This window comes from Accumulibacter sp. (assembly GCF_036625275.1).
In the GTDB taxonomy this organism is placed as follows: domain Bacteria; phylum Pseudomonadota; class Gammaproteobacteria; order Burkholderiales; family Rhodocyclaceae; genus Accumulibacter.
In genome coordinates this window covers 17,462-35,961 of sequence record NZ_JAZKUD010000005.1, presented here as the reverse complement: position 1 = coordinate 35,961, position 18,500 = coordinate 17,462, and the positions used below count along the sequence as shown (strand labels likewise).

The window sequence follows — 18,500 nt, the reverse complement described above, 5'->3', positions numbered from 1 at the left end:
AGGCGGAAAACTTATCAGGAAGCGCTTACTCCCTATGCTGAAGTAGTAGGCGCTAACGCTTAGTCTACGTCAGAAGTGGATCACCTCCTACAACCCGGTCATTCCAGATCGCGACGCGGGCGGGGGCCGCTCATGATCGCCGTTGCCAGCGCAGCAAGCGGCAAGCTGCGATCGACTGCGCCCAGTTTGACCGCTTCCCTCGGCATGCCGTAAACGATACAGGTCGCTTCGTCCTGGGCCAGCGTATAAGCCCCGGCATCGTGCATCTCCTTCAGTCCGCGCGCGCCGTCATCGCCCATGCCGGTCATGATCACACCCATGGCATTTTTACCGGCATACTTGGCAACCGATCGAAACAGCACATCGACCGACGGGCGGTGGCGATTGACCGGCGGTCCATCCTTTACCTCGACCAGGTATTGTGCGCCGCTGCGCGCCAGTTGCATGTGTTTGCCGCCGGGCGCAATTAGGGCCTGACCGGGCAGGACGCGTTGCCCGTTCTTCGCTTCCTGCACCGAGATTTCACAGAGGCCATCGAGGCGCGCGGCAAAAGCGGCGGTAAACATCTCCGGCATGTGCTGGACGATGACGATTCCCGGCGAGACGCGCGGCAGTTCGGTCAGCAGGGCTTCCAGGGCGACCGTCCCACCGGTGGAGGTGCCGATGGCGACCAGGCGCTCGGTCGTTTGCGCCATCGCCAGACGCGGCGTTACCGGACTACTGCGCACCGCCGTGCGGACGCCACGCTGCACGGCTTTCATGTTGGCACGCGCGGCGGCCTTGACGGCCGCGATCAGGTTGTCGCTCGAATCCTCAAGAAAACTCCCGACGCCGAGGCCGGGCTTGCTGATGATCGCGACGGCTCCGGCTGCCAGGGCCTGCAGGGTCGTTTCTGCCCCGGCGGTGGTCAGCGATGAGCAGATCACCACTGGCGTTGGTCGTTCTGCCATCAGTTGGCCAAGAAAGGTGATGCCGTCCATACGCGGCATTTCGATGTCGAGCGTCAGCACGTCAGGCCAGTCACGGCGCATTTTTTCGATCGCGAAGATCGGATCGTGGGCCGTCGCGATGACGCGGATACCGGGATCGCGTTCCAGGATGGTGCTCATCACCCGGCGTACCACGGCCGAGTCATCGACGATCATGACCTTGATTTCTCGTGCCATCACTGCCTCACGTTTCAGAGGGGTTTTAGGTTTTCAATCATCGCAGGCGGGGTGATCGACACCATGTCGTCGATCGACAGGACGCGCGTGATGTCGAGAATGATCACGAAGCGGCCATTGACGCGCGCCATCCCGGCGATGAAGTCGGCATTGACGCGTGTACCGAAGGCGGGGGCGGGTTCGATGCTCTTGGCTGAAATCTCCATGACTGCGTTGACGCCGTCGACGATCAATCCCAGGGTGTAGAGTGCCCCCGCGTGTTCGGTTTCGACGATGACGATGCAGGTACGCTTTCCTACGCCGGTAGCCGTGCGACCGAAGCGAACCGCAAGGTCGATCACCGGCACCACCGCGCCGCGCAGGTTGATGACCCCACGGACCGAGCGCGGCATCATCGGCACGCCGGTGGGCACGCTGTACTCGATGATTTCCCGGATGCGCAGGATATCGATGGCATATACGTCATCAACCAGGCGGAACGCGAGATATAGCGCCAAAGTGTCGCCGACATCTGAACCGGCGGCCCTGTCGGCTACGTGCTGCCGGCTGGCTGCCAACAGTTCTGTGCTCATGGCGCGCCCTCAGAATCGTTCGTAATCTTTCAGCGGGTGATTTGCCGCAGAATCGCGTTTCGCCTTGCCCGGTCTGGCGGGTCTGACCGGGCGCATCGGCATGGCCAGGTCGTTGCCGGCAAGCGTGAACTGCGCCATCAACTCGTTGAGGTTTTCGGCCTGGGCGTTCATCTCCTCGGCCGTGGCCGAGAGTTCCTCTGCGGTTGCGGCGTTCTGCTGGGTCACGGTATTCAACTGCGCCATCGCCTGACTGATCTGGTCGGCACCGGTCGTCTGTTCTTCCGATGCGGCGGTGATCTCGCCCACCAGATCAGCGGTCTTGCGAATCGACGGCAGCATGGTTTCGAACAGGCTGCCGGCACGTTCGGCGGTTTCGACGCTGCTGCTCGCCAGTTCGCCAATCTCCTGTGCGGCGATCTGACTGCGTTCGGCGAGTTTCCTGACCTCGGCCGCGACGACGGCAAAACCCTTGCCGTGTTCGCCGGCTCGTGCCGCTTCGATCGCCGCATTCAGCGCCAGCAGATCGGTGCGGTAGGCAATGTCGTCGATGATCGAGATCTTGCCGGCGATCGATTTCATCGCCGCGACCGTCGAACGAACCGCTTCGCCGCCAGCCAGCGCGTCTGCCGCCGATTGGCGCGCGATCGAGTCGGTGGTCTTGGCGTTGTCGGTGTTCTGCGCAATCGACGCCGACATCTGCTCCATCGCTGCGGTCGTCTGTTCGAGGCTTGCCGCCTGTTCCGACGTCGCTTGCGAAAGAAGCTGCGAGGTGGCCGATACCTGCGTCGAGGCGTTCGAGAGCTCGCCAGCCGAGGTGTTCACCTGCGCAATCGTCGCTGACAATTTGGCCAGCGTATTATTCACGCTCGTCTGCAGGGCGCCGAAGTCGCCCTGATAGTGAGCGTCGATGCTCTGGCCGAGATCGCCCTGTTCAACCGCCGCCATGACCCGCTTGACATCGTTGATCGGGTCTACCACTGCGTCCATCGTGCGGTTCAGACCTTCGATGATGTTGCGATATTCGCCCTGGTGCCTGGCCGCATCGACCCGCGTCTCCAGCCGGCCGTTCGCCGCTGCGGTCGACAGCGCGCCGGCATCGCCGATCATCGCGTGCACCGCCTCCTTGACCATCATCACGGCACGAAAGACTGCCCCGGCTTCATCCCGCCCGGTGGTGTCGAGCTTGAAGTCGAAGTCGCCTGCCGCCATGCGGCCGGACACGTCGACGACCGTATTGAGCGGACCCGAAATCGAACGCGAGATTGCCCAACCCATGGCCGTCAATACCGCCAGCAAGGCCAGCGAGATCGATACCAACTGGATCAGGACGCGGCGGAAGACGACATCGACGTCGTCGATGTAGATGCCGGTGCCGATCACCAGATTCCATGGTGCAAACAGCACCGCATGACCGATCTTGGGCGAAGCGGTCTGTGTGCCCGGTTTGGGGAAGTCGTATGCGACATAACCGCCTCCAGCCTTGGCGACGCTGATCAGTTCCCGGATCAGGTATTTGCCATTAGCATCCTTGAGGTCGATCTTGTTGGTGCCCTCGAAGTCGGGACTGGCCGGGCTCAGGTAATAGTTTCCTTCAGGGTCGAAGCCGAACAGGTAGTTGCCCCCTTCGTAGCGCATGTAGCGCAGGGCATCGAGGGCGGCGGTCTTGGCGTCCTTGTCGGTGAGTTTGCCGGTGGTCGACAGTTGATGATAATGACCAAGAACCCCGATCCCCGCCTCGACCAGGCTCTTGATCCGTTGCTTGCGGTCTTCGAGCATGTTGTCGTGGATCGAGACCAGCGACACCGTGCAGAAGAGCAACAGGCCAATCGCCGTCAGACCTCCCCAGAGCAGGTTGCGTGTGCTGACCTTCATCGACCGTAACCAGTTCATCTTCCACCTCGACATTCTGAATGATTGAACAAAAAAGGATGCCCGCAGGCATTTGCTGCCGCCTGCAACGCGCCGTGCTGGTGCCGTCGATCAATTCTTTGCATGCTTGCCGTGGCCAGCAGCGCCTGCGCAATGCCGTACCAGTGCCTGCACGTCGAGGATCATGCCGACCTCGCCGTTGCCGATGATCGTGCAGCCCGACACCGCTGGTGCTTCGGCAAACAAGGGACCGAGCGGCTTGATCACCGTCTGGCACTTGCCATGGATGCGATCGACGACCAGACCCGCCTGCCGGTTGCCGTAACGGACGACAATGACGCGCGGCCGAGGGTGCCGTGGCCCCTGTTCATCGAAGAGTTCGCGCAGGCGAACGAAGGGCAGTGCCTGTTCGCGCAGTTCGAGGTAGCCCCGATCGCCGACATCCGGCGGTAGTTCGATGCACTCGACGACCAAGTCGAGCGGGATGATGAAGTGCGAACTGCCGACACCGACGTGAAAGCCGTCGATGATCGCCAGCGTCAGCGGCAGACAAAGGCGCATGGTCGTGCCCTGTCCTGGAACCGACTCGATGTCGAGCGTGCCGCGCAAGGCTTCGATATTGCTGCGCACGACATCCATCCCGACGCCGCGGCCAGAGAGCTTGGTCACGGTTGCTGCCGTCGAAAACCCCGGTGCGAGAATCAGCCGATAGACCTCCTGATCGGAAAGATGGGCATCCGGAGCGACCATGCCATTCTCGATCGCTTTCTTCAGGATGCGATCACGATCGAGGCCGCCGCCATCGTCACTGACCTCGATATTGATGCTGCCGGACTCGTGATAGGCACGCAGTTCGACCGTACCGCGTGCCGGCTTGCCATGTGCCATGCGCGTTTCGGCCGGCTCGATGCCATGGTCGATCGAGTTGCGCACCAGGTGCATCAACGGGTCGCCGATCTTGTCGACCATCGACTTGTCGAGTTCGGATTCGGCGCCCCGGACACGCAACTCGATATCCTTGCCAAGTTCCCTGGAAACGTCGCGAACGACGCGCGGAAAGCGGGAGAAAACCTCGCCGATGGCGACCATGCGCAAGCGCAGGGTCATGTCGCGGATGTCCTGGACGAGCGACAGCAGCACTTCCGCCGATTCCTGAATGTCGGGCCGCTGGATGCGACTGATCTGCAGATGGGTCCCGACGCCGGCGATGACCAATTCGCCGACCCGGTCGATCAGGGCATCCAGTCGATCGGAAGGAACCTTGACGATCCGGGCTTCGCTGCTGCGCTTTTCCTCGAAGCGCTTCTGCTGGTCGGCGGCGGCTTCGACGACCTGTGGCGGCACTGCTCCCTGTTCGACCAGGATCTCGCCGATACGGGCATGGGGTTCCTGATGTTTCTGCATCGCCAGCGCTACTGCCAGTTCGTTGGCGGTCACCGAACCGCAGGCCACGAGCATCTCGCCGATGCGCTCGGCATCCTGATGGTGGGATTCGATCAGCGCGAGGTAGGCCGAAATCTGGCTCTGTGGCGGCACGATGACGATCTGCGAGCCCTCCCGGATGAAATCGAAGACGCCTTCGATCTCTGCCTTGCTGGCACCGCTCGCCAGGGCCACTTCAAAGCCCAGATAGCAGATCTCGGGGTCTGCGGCGGCAAACTCCGGTACGGCGTCGACAACCGTTTCAACATGCAGCAGTTTGCCATACTGGGAGAGGTAATTGATGAAGGCCAGCGGGTCCATGCCATCCTGCAACACCTGCCTGCCTGGGCGCAGCGAGATATGCCAGTGATCCGAGCCCATCGCGCCACCGCCGCCAGCACTGGTTGCAGTTCCGGATGAATGCGCCTCGGCTGCGGGCGTCGCCACGACAGCACCGTTGCCAGTTCCGAGAACGGCCTGCAGGCGGGACAGCAATTGGTCGCTACGGGCGACCGGAACCTCGGTGTTTTCGGCGATTGCGGCAATCAGGTGGGCGATATGGTCCTGGCAGGCGAGCAGCAGACTGATCAGATCGCTGTCGAATTGCAGTTTGCCGTTGCGCAGGCGATCGAGGACATTCTCGACGACGTGTGCGAAACGCACCACCTCGTCAAGACCGAACAGGCCGCCGGAGCCCTTGATGGTATGCGCGCAGCGAAAAAGGGCATTCAGGTCGTCTTCCAGGCTGCTGCCGTCCTCTGCACGCAGCAGGATTGCCTCCATCTCGGCGAGGAGTTCCCGGGCCTCTTCCATGAAGGTTCCGAGTGCCTGCGCGAGGTCTTTGGCGGCGTCGCTCATGGCATGTTCCTCGCCGATTCCGTCGCCGAAATGAACAGGGGATCACCCAGCATGCCGCCGAGATTGGCCAGATCGATCAGGCGCAGAACGCACGGCGGATGATTGACGAAGCGCACGCACTTGCCCGGATTGCGTTTGGCGATCAGCATCAGTTGCAGACCGGCCGTATCGATCTCGGCAATGCCGCCCAGGTCGATCTCGATTTCGTCGATACCGTGCATGACCTCCGTCAGTTCGGCCTTGATTGCGGCGACTTCATAGATGGTCAGTTCTCCGTCCAGGGTCAGCCGCGCCGTTTTTCCGCTGCGCTCGATGACGAGGCTCATCGTCGCCTCACATCATCAACAATCTGGAAACCGCCGCCAGCATCTGCTGGGGTTGGAAGGGCTTGACCACCCAGGCCTTGGCGCCGGCCTCCTGACCGGCCTTCTTCTTCTCCTCATTGCCTTCGGTGGTCAACATGATCACCGGAACGAAGCGGTAGGCGGCGTTCTTTTTCATTTCCCGGACAAAGGTGATGCCATCCATGTTGGGCATATTGACATCGCTGATCACCAGATGCACTTTCTGCCCCATCAGTTTGGCCAGCGCGTCCTTGCCGTCGCAGGCCTCGATCACCTCAAAGCCGCCGCCCTTGAGCGCCATGCTGACGACCTGCCGCATCGAAGCGGAATCGTCGACGACCAGGATGGTCTTGCCCATGTCAATCTCCCATTGTCCAGGTTAATGTGAAAGTCGCGTCAGCGGCTCACGAATCTCCCCTCCCCCTCGCGGGGGGCGAAGGCAGGGTTTCGCGGAGCACTGCTCCGCGCTGCCGAAGCCGGCCCGTGATGCAGCGCGGGCCGTGGGAGGGGTCGGGGGAGAGGGAAACGGTGATGACCGTTAGAAAAAGGTGATTTCACTTGCCGCCACCTGTCCCTGTGCAGCCGGGTGCCGCGTGTCGTGCTGTTCGAGCGTGGTGTAGGTTTGTTCGAGTTCAGCAACCCACTTCTGCACGTCGAAAGGTTCCGGCGTCTCGCCGCCGGCGATGCGCGCCTCTTCTGCACGGGTGCGCGCCAGAAGACGCTCGATATCCTGGCAGACCGCGCTCAGAATCTGGCTCATGCGATCCTGGAATTGCAGATGCACGAGTACCGCTTCGACCTTTGCGCGGACGCTCTGGCTGCCCTCGGCCATGTGCTGCGACGAATCGCTGAGTCCTTGCACGACGCTGCGGAATCGTTCCAGTACAGCGGCCATGGTCGCGTCCGAACTGGCCATCAGTGACTCGTTCTGGCGTGACATTTGACCGGCAGAGCGCAGCGCCGCGCCGGTTGCCGTGTTGACCGTCTCGACCTTGTCCCCGATCTGCTGGGCCAGTGATCCTGACTGGTCCGATAGCTTGCGCACCTCATCGGCAACGACGGCAAAACCACGCCCGGTCTCGCCGGCCCGCGCTGCTTCGATCGCCGCGTTGAGCGCCAGCAGATTGGTCTGTTTGGCGATCTCGGCAACCCCGCCGGCCATGCGCTTGAGATCGGCGCTCACTTCCGCCAGGCTCTCGAATTCACGGAGCATCGGCTTCTGGGCGTCGAAAGCGTCCTTGAGGTGGTCAAGCATCGCGGCCAATTCGCTGCGTGACCGTTCGATCACCGCGACCACGCCTTTTGCTGCTTCACGGTCACGGGTATCGAGCATGACGCCCAACTGGTTCAGAATGGCCGCGAAGTCACTGGTCAATGCGTTGCCCGCGTTCTCGGTTTGTCGGCGTGCGATGGCAATATGTTCGGCCCAGCGTACCAGTGAAGCAGCAGCCACCTGATGCAGGCTCCTCGTATAGGGGGCGATGGCCGGTGGTACTGCGTCGGTTCCGGCGGGTTCGGTGGCAAGCGGGTCGACAGCGAACCGGATCGCACGACGCTCCCAATACGAGGCGCCTGCGGCAAGCACCAGCAGAGCCAGTGTCCACAAAAGGCCGACGGCCAGCGGTGTCTCGCTCTTCCAGATCAGCAGACCGCCGGCAACGGTGGCAATCAACAGCGGGGCAGGGCCGACGGGAAGCATCTTTGATGATCGGTCTTGCATGAGATCCTCCTGCGAGCGACTTGAGCACCAGGTAACGGCGGATCGAGGCAGGAACACCCTGCCTCGAATCGAGTGGGCCGGTCTTCGGCTACCACTTTTGAATGCGAAACGCGAACAGGGCAGATCTCGGATGCCGGAACAGGCGTCCCGGCATAGGGCAACCCAGCCACCCTCCCGGACTTCAGGTTAGGGCCTGCAGCTTTGCGTCCGGGGCTTTCGTCCCGTTTGCCATTCAACTCGTGGGCATCATACATCAACCGACAGGCAAAGTGTGTGGCATATGGCCCTGGTACCCATGGATCATTAAAAAATGGGATGAGTCGCTGACGCCACTCCCGGATCAACGCATGGTTCGTCCAAACGCTGATGGGCAACGAATGTCCGGGAACTGCGGGGCAACAAACCCATCAGACAAGGTGTCGCGGCCGACAGTTTCTGTTACGCTTCTGGCGCAAGAACTGAGGGTCTCAATCACCAACCTGGATGCGAGTGCCGTCATGCCATCATTACCGCAAAGTGCCATCGGCAACCTGGCCGACCTTGAGGAAGGACAGATCGCACTCTCGGGATTTGTCGTTCAGCATGATAATGGCTTGTACGTCCGGCGCGCGCGACTCGAATCGGCGACGGCTTTTGCCGACTTCGTCAACCGCGTGGTTGCATCAGGCCTTTACTTTCGGGGACTGGATTACCCACAGTTCCTGGCCCTGCTTTACGACGGTCCCAGCGGTCGTCACGACGATGCCAGCGAGGAAGTTTTCCTGGCTGCCGACATCACGGCTTTCCGGGTGGAGCGCCAGTCGCTCTACAAGCCCTGCAAGATAACCCCTGGCGAAGCGTCCTATCTGTTCGAACCGCTGTATTGCGATACCGAGAGTGCTCCAGCCCTGGCCGATCAGGGCGATCACCCTGCGCATTCTGCCAAGGGGCAGCAGTCGTCCGAAACACGCATCTACCTCGACATCGATGAATTCATCGCCGCAGCGTGGGCGAAGGGCGTACGTTTCGGCATCGACGTTGCAGCCGTGCGTGCAGGCATCGAACTCGACAAGCCGGAACAGCGGGTGGTCGCTCTCAACCGGCCATACGTCCCCGGCAAGGATGCCGAAATCGTCGAGTTGGCCCCTGGGTTGCACCGCAATAACGCACCGCGGCGGCTGTTTGGTGATCGGGTCGATCTGCGACAGTTCGAGACGCGTTACCCACAGGTCGCTGCCGGCCTGCGCCTGGTGAAAAAAATCCCGCGCCAGGCGGGTGTGGATGGGCGTGACATTGCTGGCATTGCGCTGCCGGCATCACAGCCCAAGGATTTCGATCTGCAGACGCTGGCTGGTCCCGGCACCCATGTCATCCGGGAAAAGGACGGCGAATACCTGCTGGCGTCGGTCTGCGGCTTCCTCAATATCGATCTGCGCAGCAATCAGTTCTCTGTGACCGACAAGATCATCAGCCATGAAGGCGTGAGTTTACGCACGACCGGCGACCTCTTGCTGACCGGCGAGGAGTATGAACAACATGGCGAGATTCAGGAGAAGCGCATCGTCCGGTGCCGCAGCATCACCGCTTACGCCGATGTGTTCGGGAACATCATTTCCAGCGGTGGTCTCGTCTGCCTGAAACGGAATCTGATCGGTGGGCGCGCCAGCAATGATCATGGGGACATCGTCGTCGAAGGACGAGCTTCCGGATCGACGCTGATTGCGCAGCATGGCTGCATCAGGGTGCAGCACGTGGACAACTGTGTGATCCTGGGTCGTCAGGTGGTCGTCGGGCAGGCGAGAAACTGCGATATCGTTGCCGACGAATTGACTGTCGAGGTCTCGGAGGCCTGTGCTCTGGCTGGCAGGAGCCTCCACCTCGGTCTTGCCCGTTCGCACCGGGAACTCGAAAACGTATTGTTGGTGCTGTTGCCCGACCTGTCGTCCTATGAGGCACGGATCGCCACCCTGCAACAGAAGCGTGCCCTGCTGGAGAAAGCGATGGCCGATTCCCGAGCCAGAATCGATGCCTTGCGTGGCGAGAAGGATCTGACCCGGTACCTGTTGGTCGGCGGCAAGCTGCGCCGCCATGAACTGACCCTGAACGCGGAACAGCAACTGAGTTGGCGCCGGCTCTCGGAACGGGTCGCACCGACTTTGCGGACGCTCTCGCAACTGTCCGACCTGGTCAAGGCACAGGACGTGGAGTGGCATGCCCTGGAAACACAAATCAACGAGACCGTCGCTGCCAGAGAGCAGTCCTGTCACGGCCTGGCGTGCACCGTCGATCGTATTGAAGGGGAGACGAGAATCAATGCCATGTTGGTTCGATTGGCCGATCCGCCACTCAGTGATCTGCCACACAAGGACTTGAAAGCGCGCCTACGGAGAACCGATGCGGCCACCAAACGGCTTTTCAGCGGCTCGACCGGAGACTTTTCCTGGGTCTACCGTTGATCATCGACTGATGATCAGGTGACCTGCCTGCCGCATTGGAAAGTCTAGCCCTCGGCGATTCGCCTGCTGAGGTGTTCAAGGGCCTCCTCGATCTGATCGATCAGGATCAGGCAAAGATCGCCTGCCCGTACTTCGGCCAGCGCACTGTCGATGGCCAGGAACTCGCCGCGGATTTCCCTGACCTCGGAGGTTCGCCGAGCATTTCTCAGACCGTCCCGCAGGAGCGCCAGCACTTCTCCGTCTGCCCGACCCCGTTGGCACTGGTCCTGATAAAGCAGAACCCGATCGAAAGCATCCCCAAGAATCTCGGTCTGCTGGCGAATGTCTTCGTCGCGCCGGTCGCCAGCGCCGCTGATGACGACCGAACGCTTGCTGCCCGGCGGTGATGGCAGGTTGTCGATAGCCTCGACCAGTGCCTGAATGGCGTCCGGATTGTGGCCGTAGTCGGCAATCAGCGTCGCCCCGCGATAGCTGAAAAGATTGAAGCGCCCCGGTGCCGTTCTTGCGTCGTTGATGAAGCTGCCGAGGCCACGCTGAATCGTCGGCCAATCGAGCCCCAGAGCCCAGGCGGCGGCAGTCGCTGCCATGGCGTTCTCGACCTGGAAACCGATGGCGCCGTTTTGCGTGAGCGGGATCTCGGCCAGGGCGATGCGGTGTTCGCTACCGCCACCGGAAGCGACGATCGAGTTGCCATCACGATAGACGACGCGCTTGCGTTGCGCGCGGTGCATGGCCATCAGCGGGTGATTTCGGTCACAGGCGAAAAAAGTGACGCTGCCCGGGCACGAATCGGCCATCCGGGCGACCATGGGATCGGCCGCATTGAGCACCGCAACGCCGGTCCCCGGTCTGACGTTCTGGACGATCACCCGCTTGACGACCGACAGATCCTCGACGGTACTGATATACGACAGCCCAAGGTGGTCGCCAAGGCCGATGTTGGTGACCACTGCGACATCGCAACGGTCGAAACCGAGTCCCTCGCGCAGCACTCCGCCACGTGCCGTTTCGAGGACGGCCGCGTCGACGTCGGGGTGGAGCAGGACATTCCTGGCGCTCTTGGGGCCGCTGCAGTCGCCGGTGTCGATACGCCGGCCCTGGACATAGACGCCGTCGGTGGTGGTCATGCCGACGCGCAGACCTGGCTGGCCCAGGATGTGGGCGATCAAACGGACGGTGGTGGTCTTGCCGTTTGTCCCCGCGACGGCAACCAGAGGAATGCGTGCATCGTCGCCGGGGGCAAACATGTTGGCGATGATCGCTTCGCCGACCGGCCGGCCTTTGCCGAACGAAGGCTGCAGATGCATGCGCAATCCCGGTGCGGCGTTGATTTCGACGATGCCGCCGCCCTGGGCTTCGAGTGGACGCAGGACGCTGTCACAGACGACGTCGACGCCGGCAATATCGAGGCCGATGGTCTGCGCGGCGGCAACCGCCTGCGCAGCAAACTCGGGATGAACATCGGCGGTAACGTCGGTTGCCGTACCACCGGTGGAGAGATTCGCGTTGTTGCGCAGGATGATGCGCTGGCCCCTGGCGGGGACCGATTCCGGAGTCAGTCGCGCATCGGCCAGGCGGGCCAGAGCCACCTCATCGAGGCGGATTTTGGTCAGTGAGGTGGCGTGCCCTTCGCCACGGCGCGGGTCACTGTTCACTCGTTCGACCAACTGGCGAATGTTGTGTACACCGTCACCGATGACCAGCGGGGGGTCGCGTCGGGCAGCGGCGATCAACTTGTCTCCAATCACCAGCAGGCGGTAATCGTGGCCTGGAAGGTAACGTTCAACGAGTACTTCGTCGCTGACTTCGAAAGCGATCGCGTAGGCAGCTTCAATCTGTTCGCGGGTGTTGAGATTGACCGCGACGCCCTTGCCCTGGTTGCCGTCCTGCGGCTTGACGACGACCGGGGCGCCAATCTCGCAGGCGGCCGCCCAGGCGTCCTCGGCGCTCAGCACCGGTCGGCCGACGGGAACCGGGACGCCGGCCGCGTGCAGCAGCTCCTTGCTGAGTTCCTTGTCCTGGGCGATTGATTCGGCAACGGCGCTGGTGCGGTCGGTTTCTGCCGCCTGAATGCGTCGCTGCCGGCTACCCCAGCCAAATTGCACCATGCTGCCTTCGGTCAGGCGACGGTAGGGGATGTTGCGTGCCATTGCGGCATAAACGATCGCTCCGGTGCTGGGACCCAGGCGGACGTCCTCGTCGAGTTCGCGCAAGCGATCGAGCGCTTCAGTGAGTTCGAAAGGGGTGGCCGTAACCGCCGCCTTGCAGAGATCCTGCGCGAGTTCGAACGCCAGTCGGCCAACGGCTTCCTCGCTGTATTCGACGACGACCTGATAGATGCCCGTTTCCAGGGTCTGCGTGCTACGGCTGAAGGTCACCGGACAACCGGCGTGTGCCTGCAGGCCAAGCGCAGCGAACTCCAGGGCCTGCGCCATCGATATCGCTTCATCATGGCCGGCCGGCCGGAGCATCGCCAGCTCGGGGAAACGTTCGCGCAGACGGGTCTCGAAACCCGGCATCTGGTCGATGCTGCGCTCCTCTTCCGCACAGTAGACAATCGCTTCAATCGCCGTGTGCCGGCTCCAGAGGTTGGGACCGCGCAGCGCGCGGATACGCGATACTTCCATGAACAGTGTCCTCTTTCTGGTTCAGTCCGCGGGCCGGCAGGCCATGCCCGGTCGGTTGCGGGTGGTTGCCGGCTCAGGCCAGGGTGAAGGTTTCCAGCCCGGTACGAATGATTTCCGATCCGATGCCCAGTGCCCAGGCGGCGCCGCTGGCGGCCAGGATGTTCTCGATCTGGAAATCGACACGTCCGCCGTCGGTCAGCGGAATGTTCTGCAGGCTGACGATTGCGGTTTCATTCTGGCCGTTGGCCAGAATGACCTGGCGGTTGCGAACGAACGCCGCTTTCTTGCCTTGCGCCCGATGTTCGATGAGACCGGGCAGGTCGGGGTCGATGGCAAAGAAGATCACGTCACCGTCACAGAGCGGCGCCATCTCGACCAGCATCGGCTGCCTGGCATTGAGGACCGCGGCGCCCGCCGGCAGCACCAGATCGACCTGCGTGCGCAGGACGGTGAATACCTGCTCGGGGGTCTCGATGTAGTCACGGCCACAATGTTCGGCGACTTCGACATTGGTGATCACGCCGACCTGACAGCGGTCGTAGGCGAGCCCTTCACTGAGGATGCTGTCGCTGCCGTTCTCGAAGACGGCCGCTTCGACCGAGCGATTCATCAGGATGCGGTGTGCGGATCCCCAGTTTGCGCTGTCGCCCTGGTCGATACAGCGCCGATCGACGAACAGTCCGTCACTGCAGGCCAGACCGGTATGTTTTCCGGACAGGCAGAGCATGCGTGCAATCAGCTGGGCGACGGTCGTCTTGCCGAAGCTGCCGGTGATGCCGACCACCGGGATGCGGCCGTCTTCGCCGTTGGGGAACAGTTCATCGACGATGGCGCGACCGACCGGGCGCGGCTGGCCGATGGCCGGTTTGAGATGCATCAGCAGGCCGGGGCCGGCGTTGACCTCGACAATCGCTCCCCGCTGTTCATCGAGCGGTCGCGCAATGTCTTCGCAGACCAGGTCGACGCCGGCGATGTCGAGTCCGACGATGCGGGCAGCGAGCGAGGCCGTGGCCGCGGTTTCCGGGTGAACGAGGTCGGTGACGTCGTCGGTATGGTTGCCGCTACGCACGATCAGAACCTCGCGACCGGCTGGCGGGATGGCGTCAGGGGTAAATCCCTGGCGCGACACTTCGAGCCGGGCCACCGGATTGTCGGCGAGATCGATGATGTCGAGAACGAATTCCTCGGCGGCGCCGCGGCGCGGGTCGGAGTTGATCTGGCTGTCGATCAGTTCGTTGATCGTTGATCGGCCATCACCGATGACCCTGGCGGCCTCACCGCGGGCGGCGGCGGCAAGCTTGCCGCCGACGATCAGCAGGCGATGCTCCGAGCCGCGCACGTAGCGTTCGACAATGACGCCGCTGCCTTCCACGACCGCGGCGGCATAGGCAGCCTCGACTTCTTCCGGGGCCATCAGATTGGTGAACACGCCGCGCGCGTGGTTGCCGTCCGACGGCTTGACGACCACCGGAAAACCAATCTCTGCGGCGGCTTCGCAGGCGTCCTCGGGACTATCGACCAGGCGCCCTTCGGGGACCGGCACGCCGCAGGATTTGATCAGGGTCTTGGTGAGATCCTTGTCGCGCGAGATGCCTTCGGCAATTGCGCTGGTGCGGTCGGTTTCGGCGGTCCAGATGCGTCGGCTGCGGGCGCCGTAGCCGAGTTGCACGAGATTGCCGGTGGCCAGCAGACGGATCGCCGGAATGCGGCGGTCCTTGGCGGTGGCCGCTTCGACGATGCAACCGGTGCTCGGCCCGAGCAGCTTGCGCTCGGCCAGGTCGGCGAGGTGTGCGATCGTGCCGGCGACGTCGAAAGGCGTGTCCTTGATCGCCGCCAGTAGCAGATCGCGTCCTGCATAGAGGCAGGAGCGGGTGACATCCTCGTGCCAGGCGCGCACCACCACCTTGTACACGCCACGCGCCGAAGTCTCGCGCGCCTTGCCGAAACCGCCGGGCATGCCGGCCAGGTTCTGCAGTTCGAGGGTGACGTGTTCGAGGATGTGCGCTGGCCAGGTGCCTTCCCGGACACGCCGCAGAAAGCCGCCGCGCTCGCCGTAGCTGCAGCGATGCTCGATCAGTGAGGGCAGGAGGGCTGTCAGGCGGTCGTAGAAACCCGGGATCGTATTCGACGGAAAGTCTTCAAGTTCGCCGATGTCAACGAGCGCCTCGATGACCGGACGGTAGGTCCAGATGTTCGGGCCGCGCAGGTAGCGGATCTCGAGAAACTTGATGTCCTTCGTTTTCATGTCGTCAGTCCAGGCACAGGAAAATTGGTGCGCGTCGGCGCGAAAAAGGCGCAAGGCAAACGGACAGCCTGGCCGGGATTATCGTCGGAATAACGTGGCTCGCGTCAATCGGCTGACGGTGCAGCAAAACGATCGTCGCGGCCTGCTTCACAGGAAGCGGTCGAGAATGCGCCGGCTATGCGAATCGAGCGCAGAACGGTCAGGAATCAGGAAATGAATGCCATGGCTGTCGGCGATCAGCAGTGCCGGCGGGGTGAGGCGGCGAATGTCTTCCTCGCCCTTGAGGATCAGCGTCGCCGCACCACGATCGGTTTCGACCTGCCAGGTGCTCGGCGTTGCGAAACTCGCGACGCTGACGATGCGCGTGATCACGGGCATGAATTCGCGCTGGGCAAGCTCGGTTTCCACCAGCTTGCGCGGCTCTTCGGGCAGGTCGCCGAGCTCGTCGATCCAGGCCAGTTCATGGCCGTAAGGGTCGACCAGGGCGATGCCGTCAGCAGGGGCGCTGATCGGAAAGGCACGCACCGGCACGACCCCGACATGGATTTCGCCGTCCGGAGCAATCAATTCAAGCTTGCCGAAGCCGTTACGGCGCAACCGATAGGCCTGTGTTCCGGTCATTCGCGTTCTTCCTCGTCCCTGGCGTTGATCTCCATCCGGCGCAGTTCGTCCTCGGTGTCGACATTGCGCGCCTGTGCCTGATAGAGGCGGTAATAGTGGCCCTCGCAAGCCATCAGCTCGTCATGGCTGCCGACCTCGACGACGCTGCCACGGTCGAGAACGACCAGGCGATTGGCGTCGCGCAGGGTGGACAGGCGGTGTGCGATGGCAATCGTCGTACGTCCGCGCACGAGGTTGTCGAGCGCTTTCTGAATCTCTTTCTCGGTGGTGGTATCCACCGATGAAGTGGCTTCGTCGAGGATCAGGATGCGCGGGTCGATCAGCAGCGCGCGCGCGATCGAGATGCGCTGCCTTTCGCCGCCGGAGAGCGCCTGCCCGCGTTCGCCGACCAGCGAGTCGTAACCGTGCGGCAGGCGAAGGATGAATTCATGCGCGTGTGCGGCGCGAGCGGCCGCGACGATCTCGGCGCGCGTCGCCTCGGGCTTGCCGTAGGCGATGTTCTCGGCGATCGTGCCGAAGAACAGGAAAGGTTCCTGCAGCACCAGGCCGATGTGTCTGCGGTATTCGGCGACCGGTACAGAACGGATGTCCACGCCGTCGATCAGAATGGCGCCTTCGCTGACATCGTAAAAACGGCAGATCAGGTTGACCAGTGTGCTCTTGCCGGAACCGCTGTGTCCGACCAGGCCGACCATCTCGCCGGGCTCGATGACGATATTGATGTCGCGGGTGACGCTGCGTGTCCCGTAGCGGAAGCCGACGCTGCGCAGTTCGATACGTCCCGAGATTTGCGGCAGGTGCACCGGATGTGCCGGTTCGGGAACGCTGGAGACATGGTCGAGAATGTCGAAAATGCGCTTGGCGCCGGCCGCTGCCTTCTGAGTCACCGAAACGATGCGGCTCATCGAATCGAGGCGCAGGTAGAAGCGGCTGATGTAGGCGAGGAAGGCGGTTAGCACCCCGACGGTGATCTGATCCTTGGCAATCTGCCAGATGCCGAAAGCCCAGACGATCAACAGGCCGATTTCGGTGAGCAGGGTGACCGTTGGCGAAAACAGCGACCACACCTTGTTGACTCGGTCATTGACTTCCAGGTTGTGCGCATTGGCCGACCGGAAACGCGCCGCTTCACGGCTTTCCTGGGCAAAGGCCTTGACCACCCGGATGCCGGGAATGGTGTCGGCGAGCACGTTGGTGACTTCCGCCCAGATGCGGTCGACGCGCTCAAAGCCGGTGCGCAGCTTTTCGCGGACGACGTGGATCAGCCAGCCGATGATCGGCAGCGGCAACAGCGTCACCGCCGCCAGCCAGGGATCGATCGACACCAGAATGACCGTGGTCATGGCGATCATCAGCACATCGGTGGCGAAGTCCAGCAGGTGCAGCGAAATGAAGATGTTGATGCGGTCGGTTTCCGAACCGATGCGCGCCATCAGGTCGCCGGTGCGCTTGCCGCCGAAGTACTCCTGAGAAAGCTTCAGCAGATGCTCGTAGGTGGTGGTGCGCAGGTCGGCGCCGATCCGTTCCGAAACCAGCGCCAGGATATAGGTGCGTCCCCAGCCGAGCACCCAGGCGAGCAGTGACGACCCGAGCAGACCCGAGAGATAGAATGCGACCAGGGCGGAGTCGATCGGCTGGCCGTTCTGGTAAGGGATCAGCACCTTGTCCATCAGAGGCATGGTCAGGTACGGTGCGACCAGCGTTGCCGCAGTGGTCAGCAGGGACAGCACGAAGGCGGTCAGCAGTTGCCCTCGGTAGGGCCTGGCGAAGCGCGCCAGGCGCAACAGTGTCCAGGTCGAAGGCGGTTCATGGATTTCCTTGCTGCACGCCGGGCACTCTTCCTGCCCTTCGAGCAGCGGGGTTTCGCACTTCGGGCAGAGCGCCACGGACGAGGGAGGCGGCATGATTCCGGTAATCCGGAAGCTGTGCTGACGAGTGAAGTGTTCGACCAGCCGACCGGCGGCGATGTCGGCGCCGAGTGTGTAGCGCCAGTGCGCCAACAGCGAATCTTCGTCGCAGAGTTCGAGGGTTCCCACCCCGGAATGATCGCGGCGAGACAGCGACAGTCCCGCCCGGTAGGCCCAGCTTTGCCACCGCGAATCTCCGGGCGGCATCACCAGCAGGCGCTCGCTGGTCACCACCACCAGCCCGCGCGCGAAACGCAGGCAGGTGTCGAGGTCGATTTCAAGCCAGGCTAGGATGCGCTCACCGTCGGCAAGCTGTGTATCGAGCGGTGTTGCCCAGGCGGTGGGCAACGTCGTTGGCGAGCTGGCAGTCAGAGCGGGGGCCTCAAGGAGCGATGGCGAAGCGACAGAACTCATGGGTTGGCCGGTTTCCAGACGAGGATTGCGCGAAGCGAATCTGGGAGTATACCCGTGATATTCCTGTCATGGCCGCGAATGGGCGAATGGCTCATCACCCATCACCTGACTCTGTTTCACAAAAGGCGGGCAAAGGGAGGTTGTTTTGCAGGCAGCGCTTCAGGCGGCGCAACCCCCGTGTGAGCCAAGACACCCAGCGGCGTTGGAGTTTCCTGAAGCGCAATGCGCCGGGTCGCTTTGCACGCGTGTTTTTTCGAACGGGGTCGGGCGATTCAAGGTGTCGTAACAGGGCGGCCGAGG

The 18,500-nt window shown here is 62.5% G+C and carries 11 protein-coding genes, 1 pseudogene and 1 riboswitch; of the genes and pseudogenes, 1 reads left to right on the top strand and 11 read right to left on the bottom strand.

Annotated features, from left to right (window positions below; translation table 11 throughout):
- Positions 1 to 98: 98 nt before the first annotated feature.
- The 7 genes from V5B39_RS03970 to V5B39_RS03940 all read right to left on the bottom strand — a co-directional run bounded on the left by V5B39_RS03970 (position 99) and on the right by V5B39_RS03940 (position 7,951).
- On the bottom strand, positions 99 to 1,166 hold the full coding sequence (locus V5B39_RS03970; RefSeq protein ID WP_332341630.1) for a protein-glutamate methylesterase/protein-glutamine glutaminase: 1,068 nt from the start codon (positions 1,164 to 1,166) through the stop codon (positions 99 to 101).
- Between the two features lie 14 nt (positions 1,167 to 1,180).
- Positions 1,181 to 1,738, bottom strand: a complete 558-nt coding sequence (locus tag V5B39_RS03965) for a chemotaxis protein CheW (protein ID WP_332341629.1) — start codon at positions 1,736 to 1,738, stop codon at positions 1,181 to 1,183.
- Between the two features lie 9 nt (positions 1,739 to 1,747).
- Positions 1,748 to 3,628, bottom strand: coding sequence for a methyl-accepting chemotaxis protein (locus V5B39_RS03960; protein ID WP_332341628.1), 1,881 nt, complete (start codon positions 3,626 to 3,628; stop codon positions 1,748 to 1,750).
- 90 nt (positions 3,629 to 3,718) lie between these two features.
- Positions 3,719 to 5,887, bottom strand: a complete 2,169-nt coding sequence (locus tag V5B39_RS03955; protein ID WP_332341627.1) for a chemotaxis protein CheA — start codon at positions 5,885 to 5,887, stop codon at positions 3,719 to 3,721.
- Positions 5,884 to 6,213, bottom strand: a complete 330-nt coding sequence (locus V5B39_RS03950) for an STAS domain-containing protein (RefSeq protein ID WP_332341626.1) — start codon at positions 6,211 to 6,213, stop codon at positions 5,884 to 5,886. The genes V5B39_RS03955 and V5B39_RS03950 overlap by 4 nt, the downstream gene beginning before the upstream one ends.
- 7 nt (positions 6,214 to 6,220) lie before the next feature.
- Positions 6,221 to 6,589: a response regulator gene (locus tag V5B39_RS03945; protein WP_034951132.1), complete on the bottom strand. Its 369-nt coding sequence runs from the start codon at positions 6,587 to 6,589 to the stop codon at positions 6,221 to 6,223.
- A 180-nt stretch (positions 6,590 to 6,769) separates the two neighbouring features.
- A complete protein-coding gene (locus tag V5B39_RS03940; protein WP_332341625.1) occupies positions 6,770 to 7,951 on the bottom strand; it encodes a methyl-accepting chemotaxis protein in 1,182 nt (393 codons plus the stop codon).
- A gap of 153 nt (positions 7,952 to 8,104) precedes the next feature.
- Positions 8,105 to 8,191, bottom strand: a riboswitch (cyclic di-GMP riboswitch).
- 257 nt (positions 8,192 to 8,448) lie between these two features.
- Here V5B39_RS03940 and V5B39_RS03935 point away from each other — a divergent pair.
- Positions 8,449 to 10,386, top strand: coding sequence for a flagellar assembly protein A (locus V5B39_RS03935; protein WP_332341624.1), 1,938 nt, complete (start codon positions 8,449 to 8,451; stop codon positions 10,384 to 10,386).
- Positions 10,387 to 10,430: 44 nt separating this feature from the next.
- On the opposite strand, the gene cphA (V5B39_RS03930) is transcribed toward V5B39_RS03935, so the two are convergent.
- The 4 genes and pseudogenes from cphA (V5B39_RS03930) to V5B39_RS03915 form a co-directional block, all read right to left on the bottom strand.
- Positions 10,431 to 13,013: a cyanophycin synthetase gene (gene cphA, locus V5B39_RS03930; RefSeq protein ID WP_332341623.1), complete on the bottom strand. Its 2,583-nt coding sequence runs from the start codon at positions 13,011 to 13,013 to the stop codon at positions 10,431 to 10,433.
- Positions 13,014 to 13,098: 85 nt separating this feature from the next.
- A pseudogene (gene cphA / locus V5B39_RS03925) lies at positions 13,099 to 15,258 on the bottom strand (cyanophycin synthetase); the annotation flags it as partial.
- A gap of 147 nt (positions 15,259 to 15,405) precedes the next feature.
- Positions 15,406 to 15,879, bottom strand: coding sequence for a DUF1854 domain-containing protein (locus V5B39_RS03920; protein WP_332341621.1), 474 nt, complete (start codon positions 15,877 to 15,879; stop codon positions 15,406 to 15,408).
- Entirely contained in the window at positions 15,876 to 18,200 is a 2,325-nt protein-coding gene (locus V5B39_RS03915) for an ABC transporter ATP-binding protein (protein WP_332341620.1), read from the bottom strand. Before V5B39_RS03915 ends, V5B39_RS03920 begins: the two co-directional genes overlap by 4 nt.
- Positions 18,201 to 18,500: the final 300 nt, after the last annotated feature.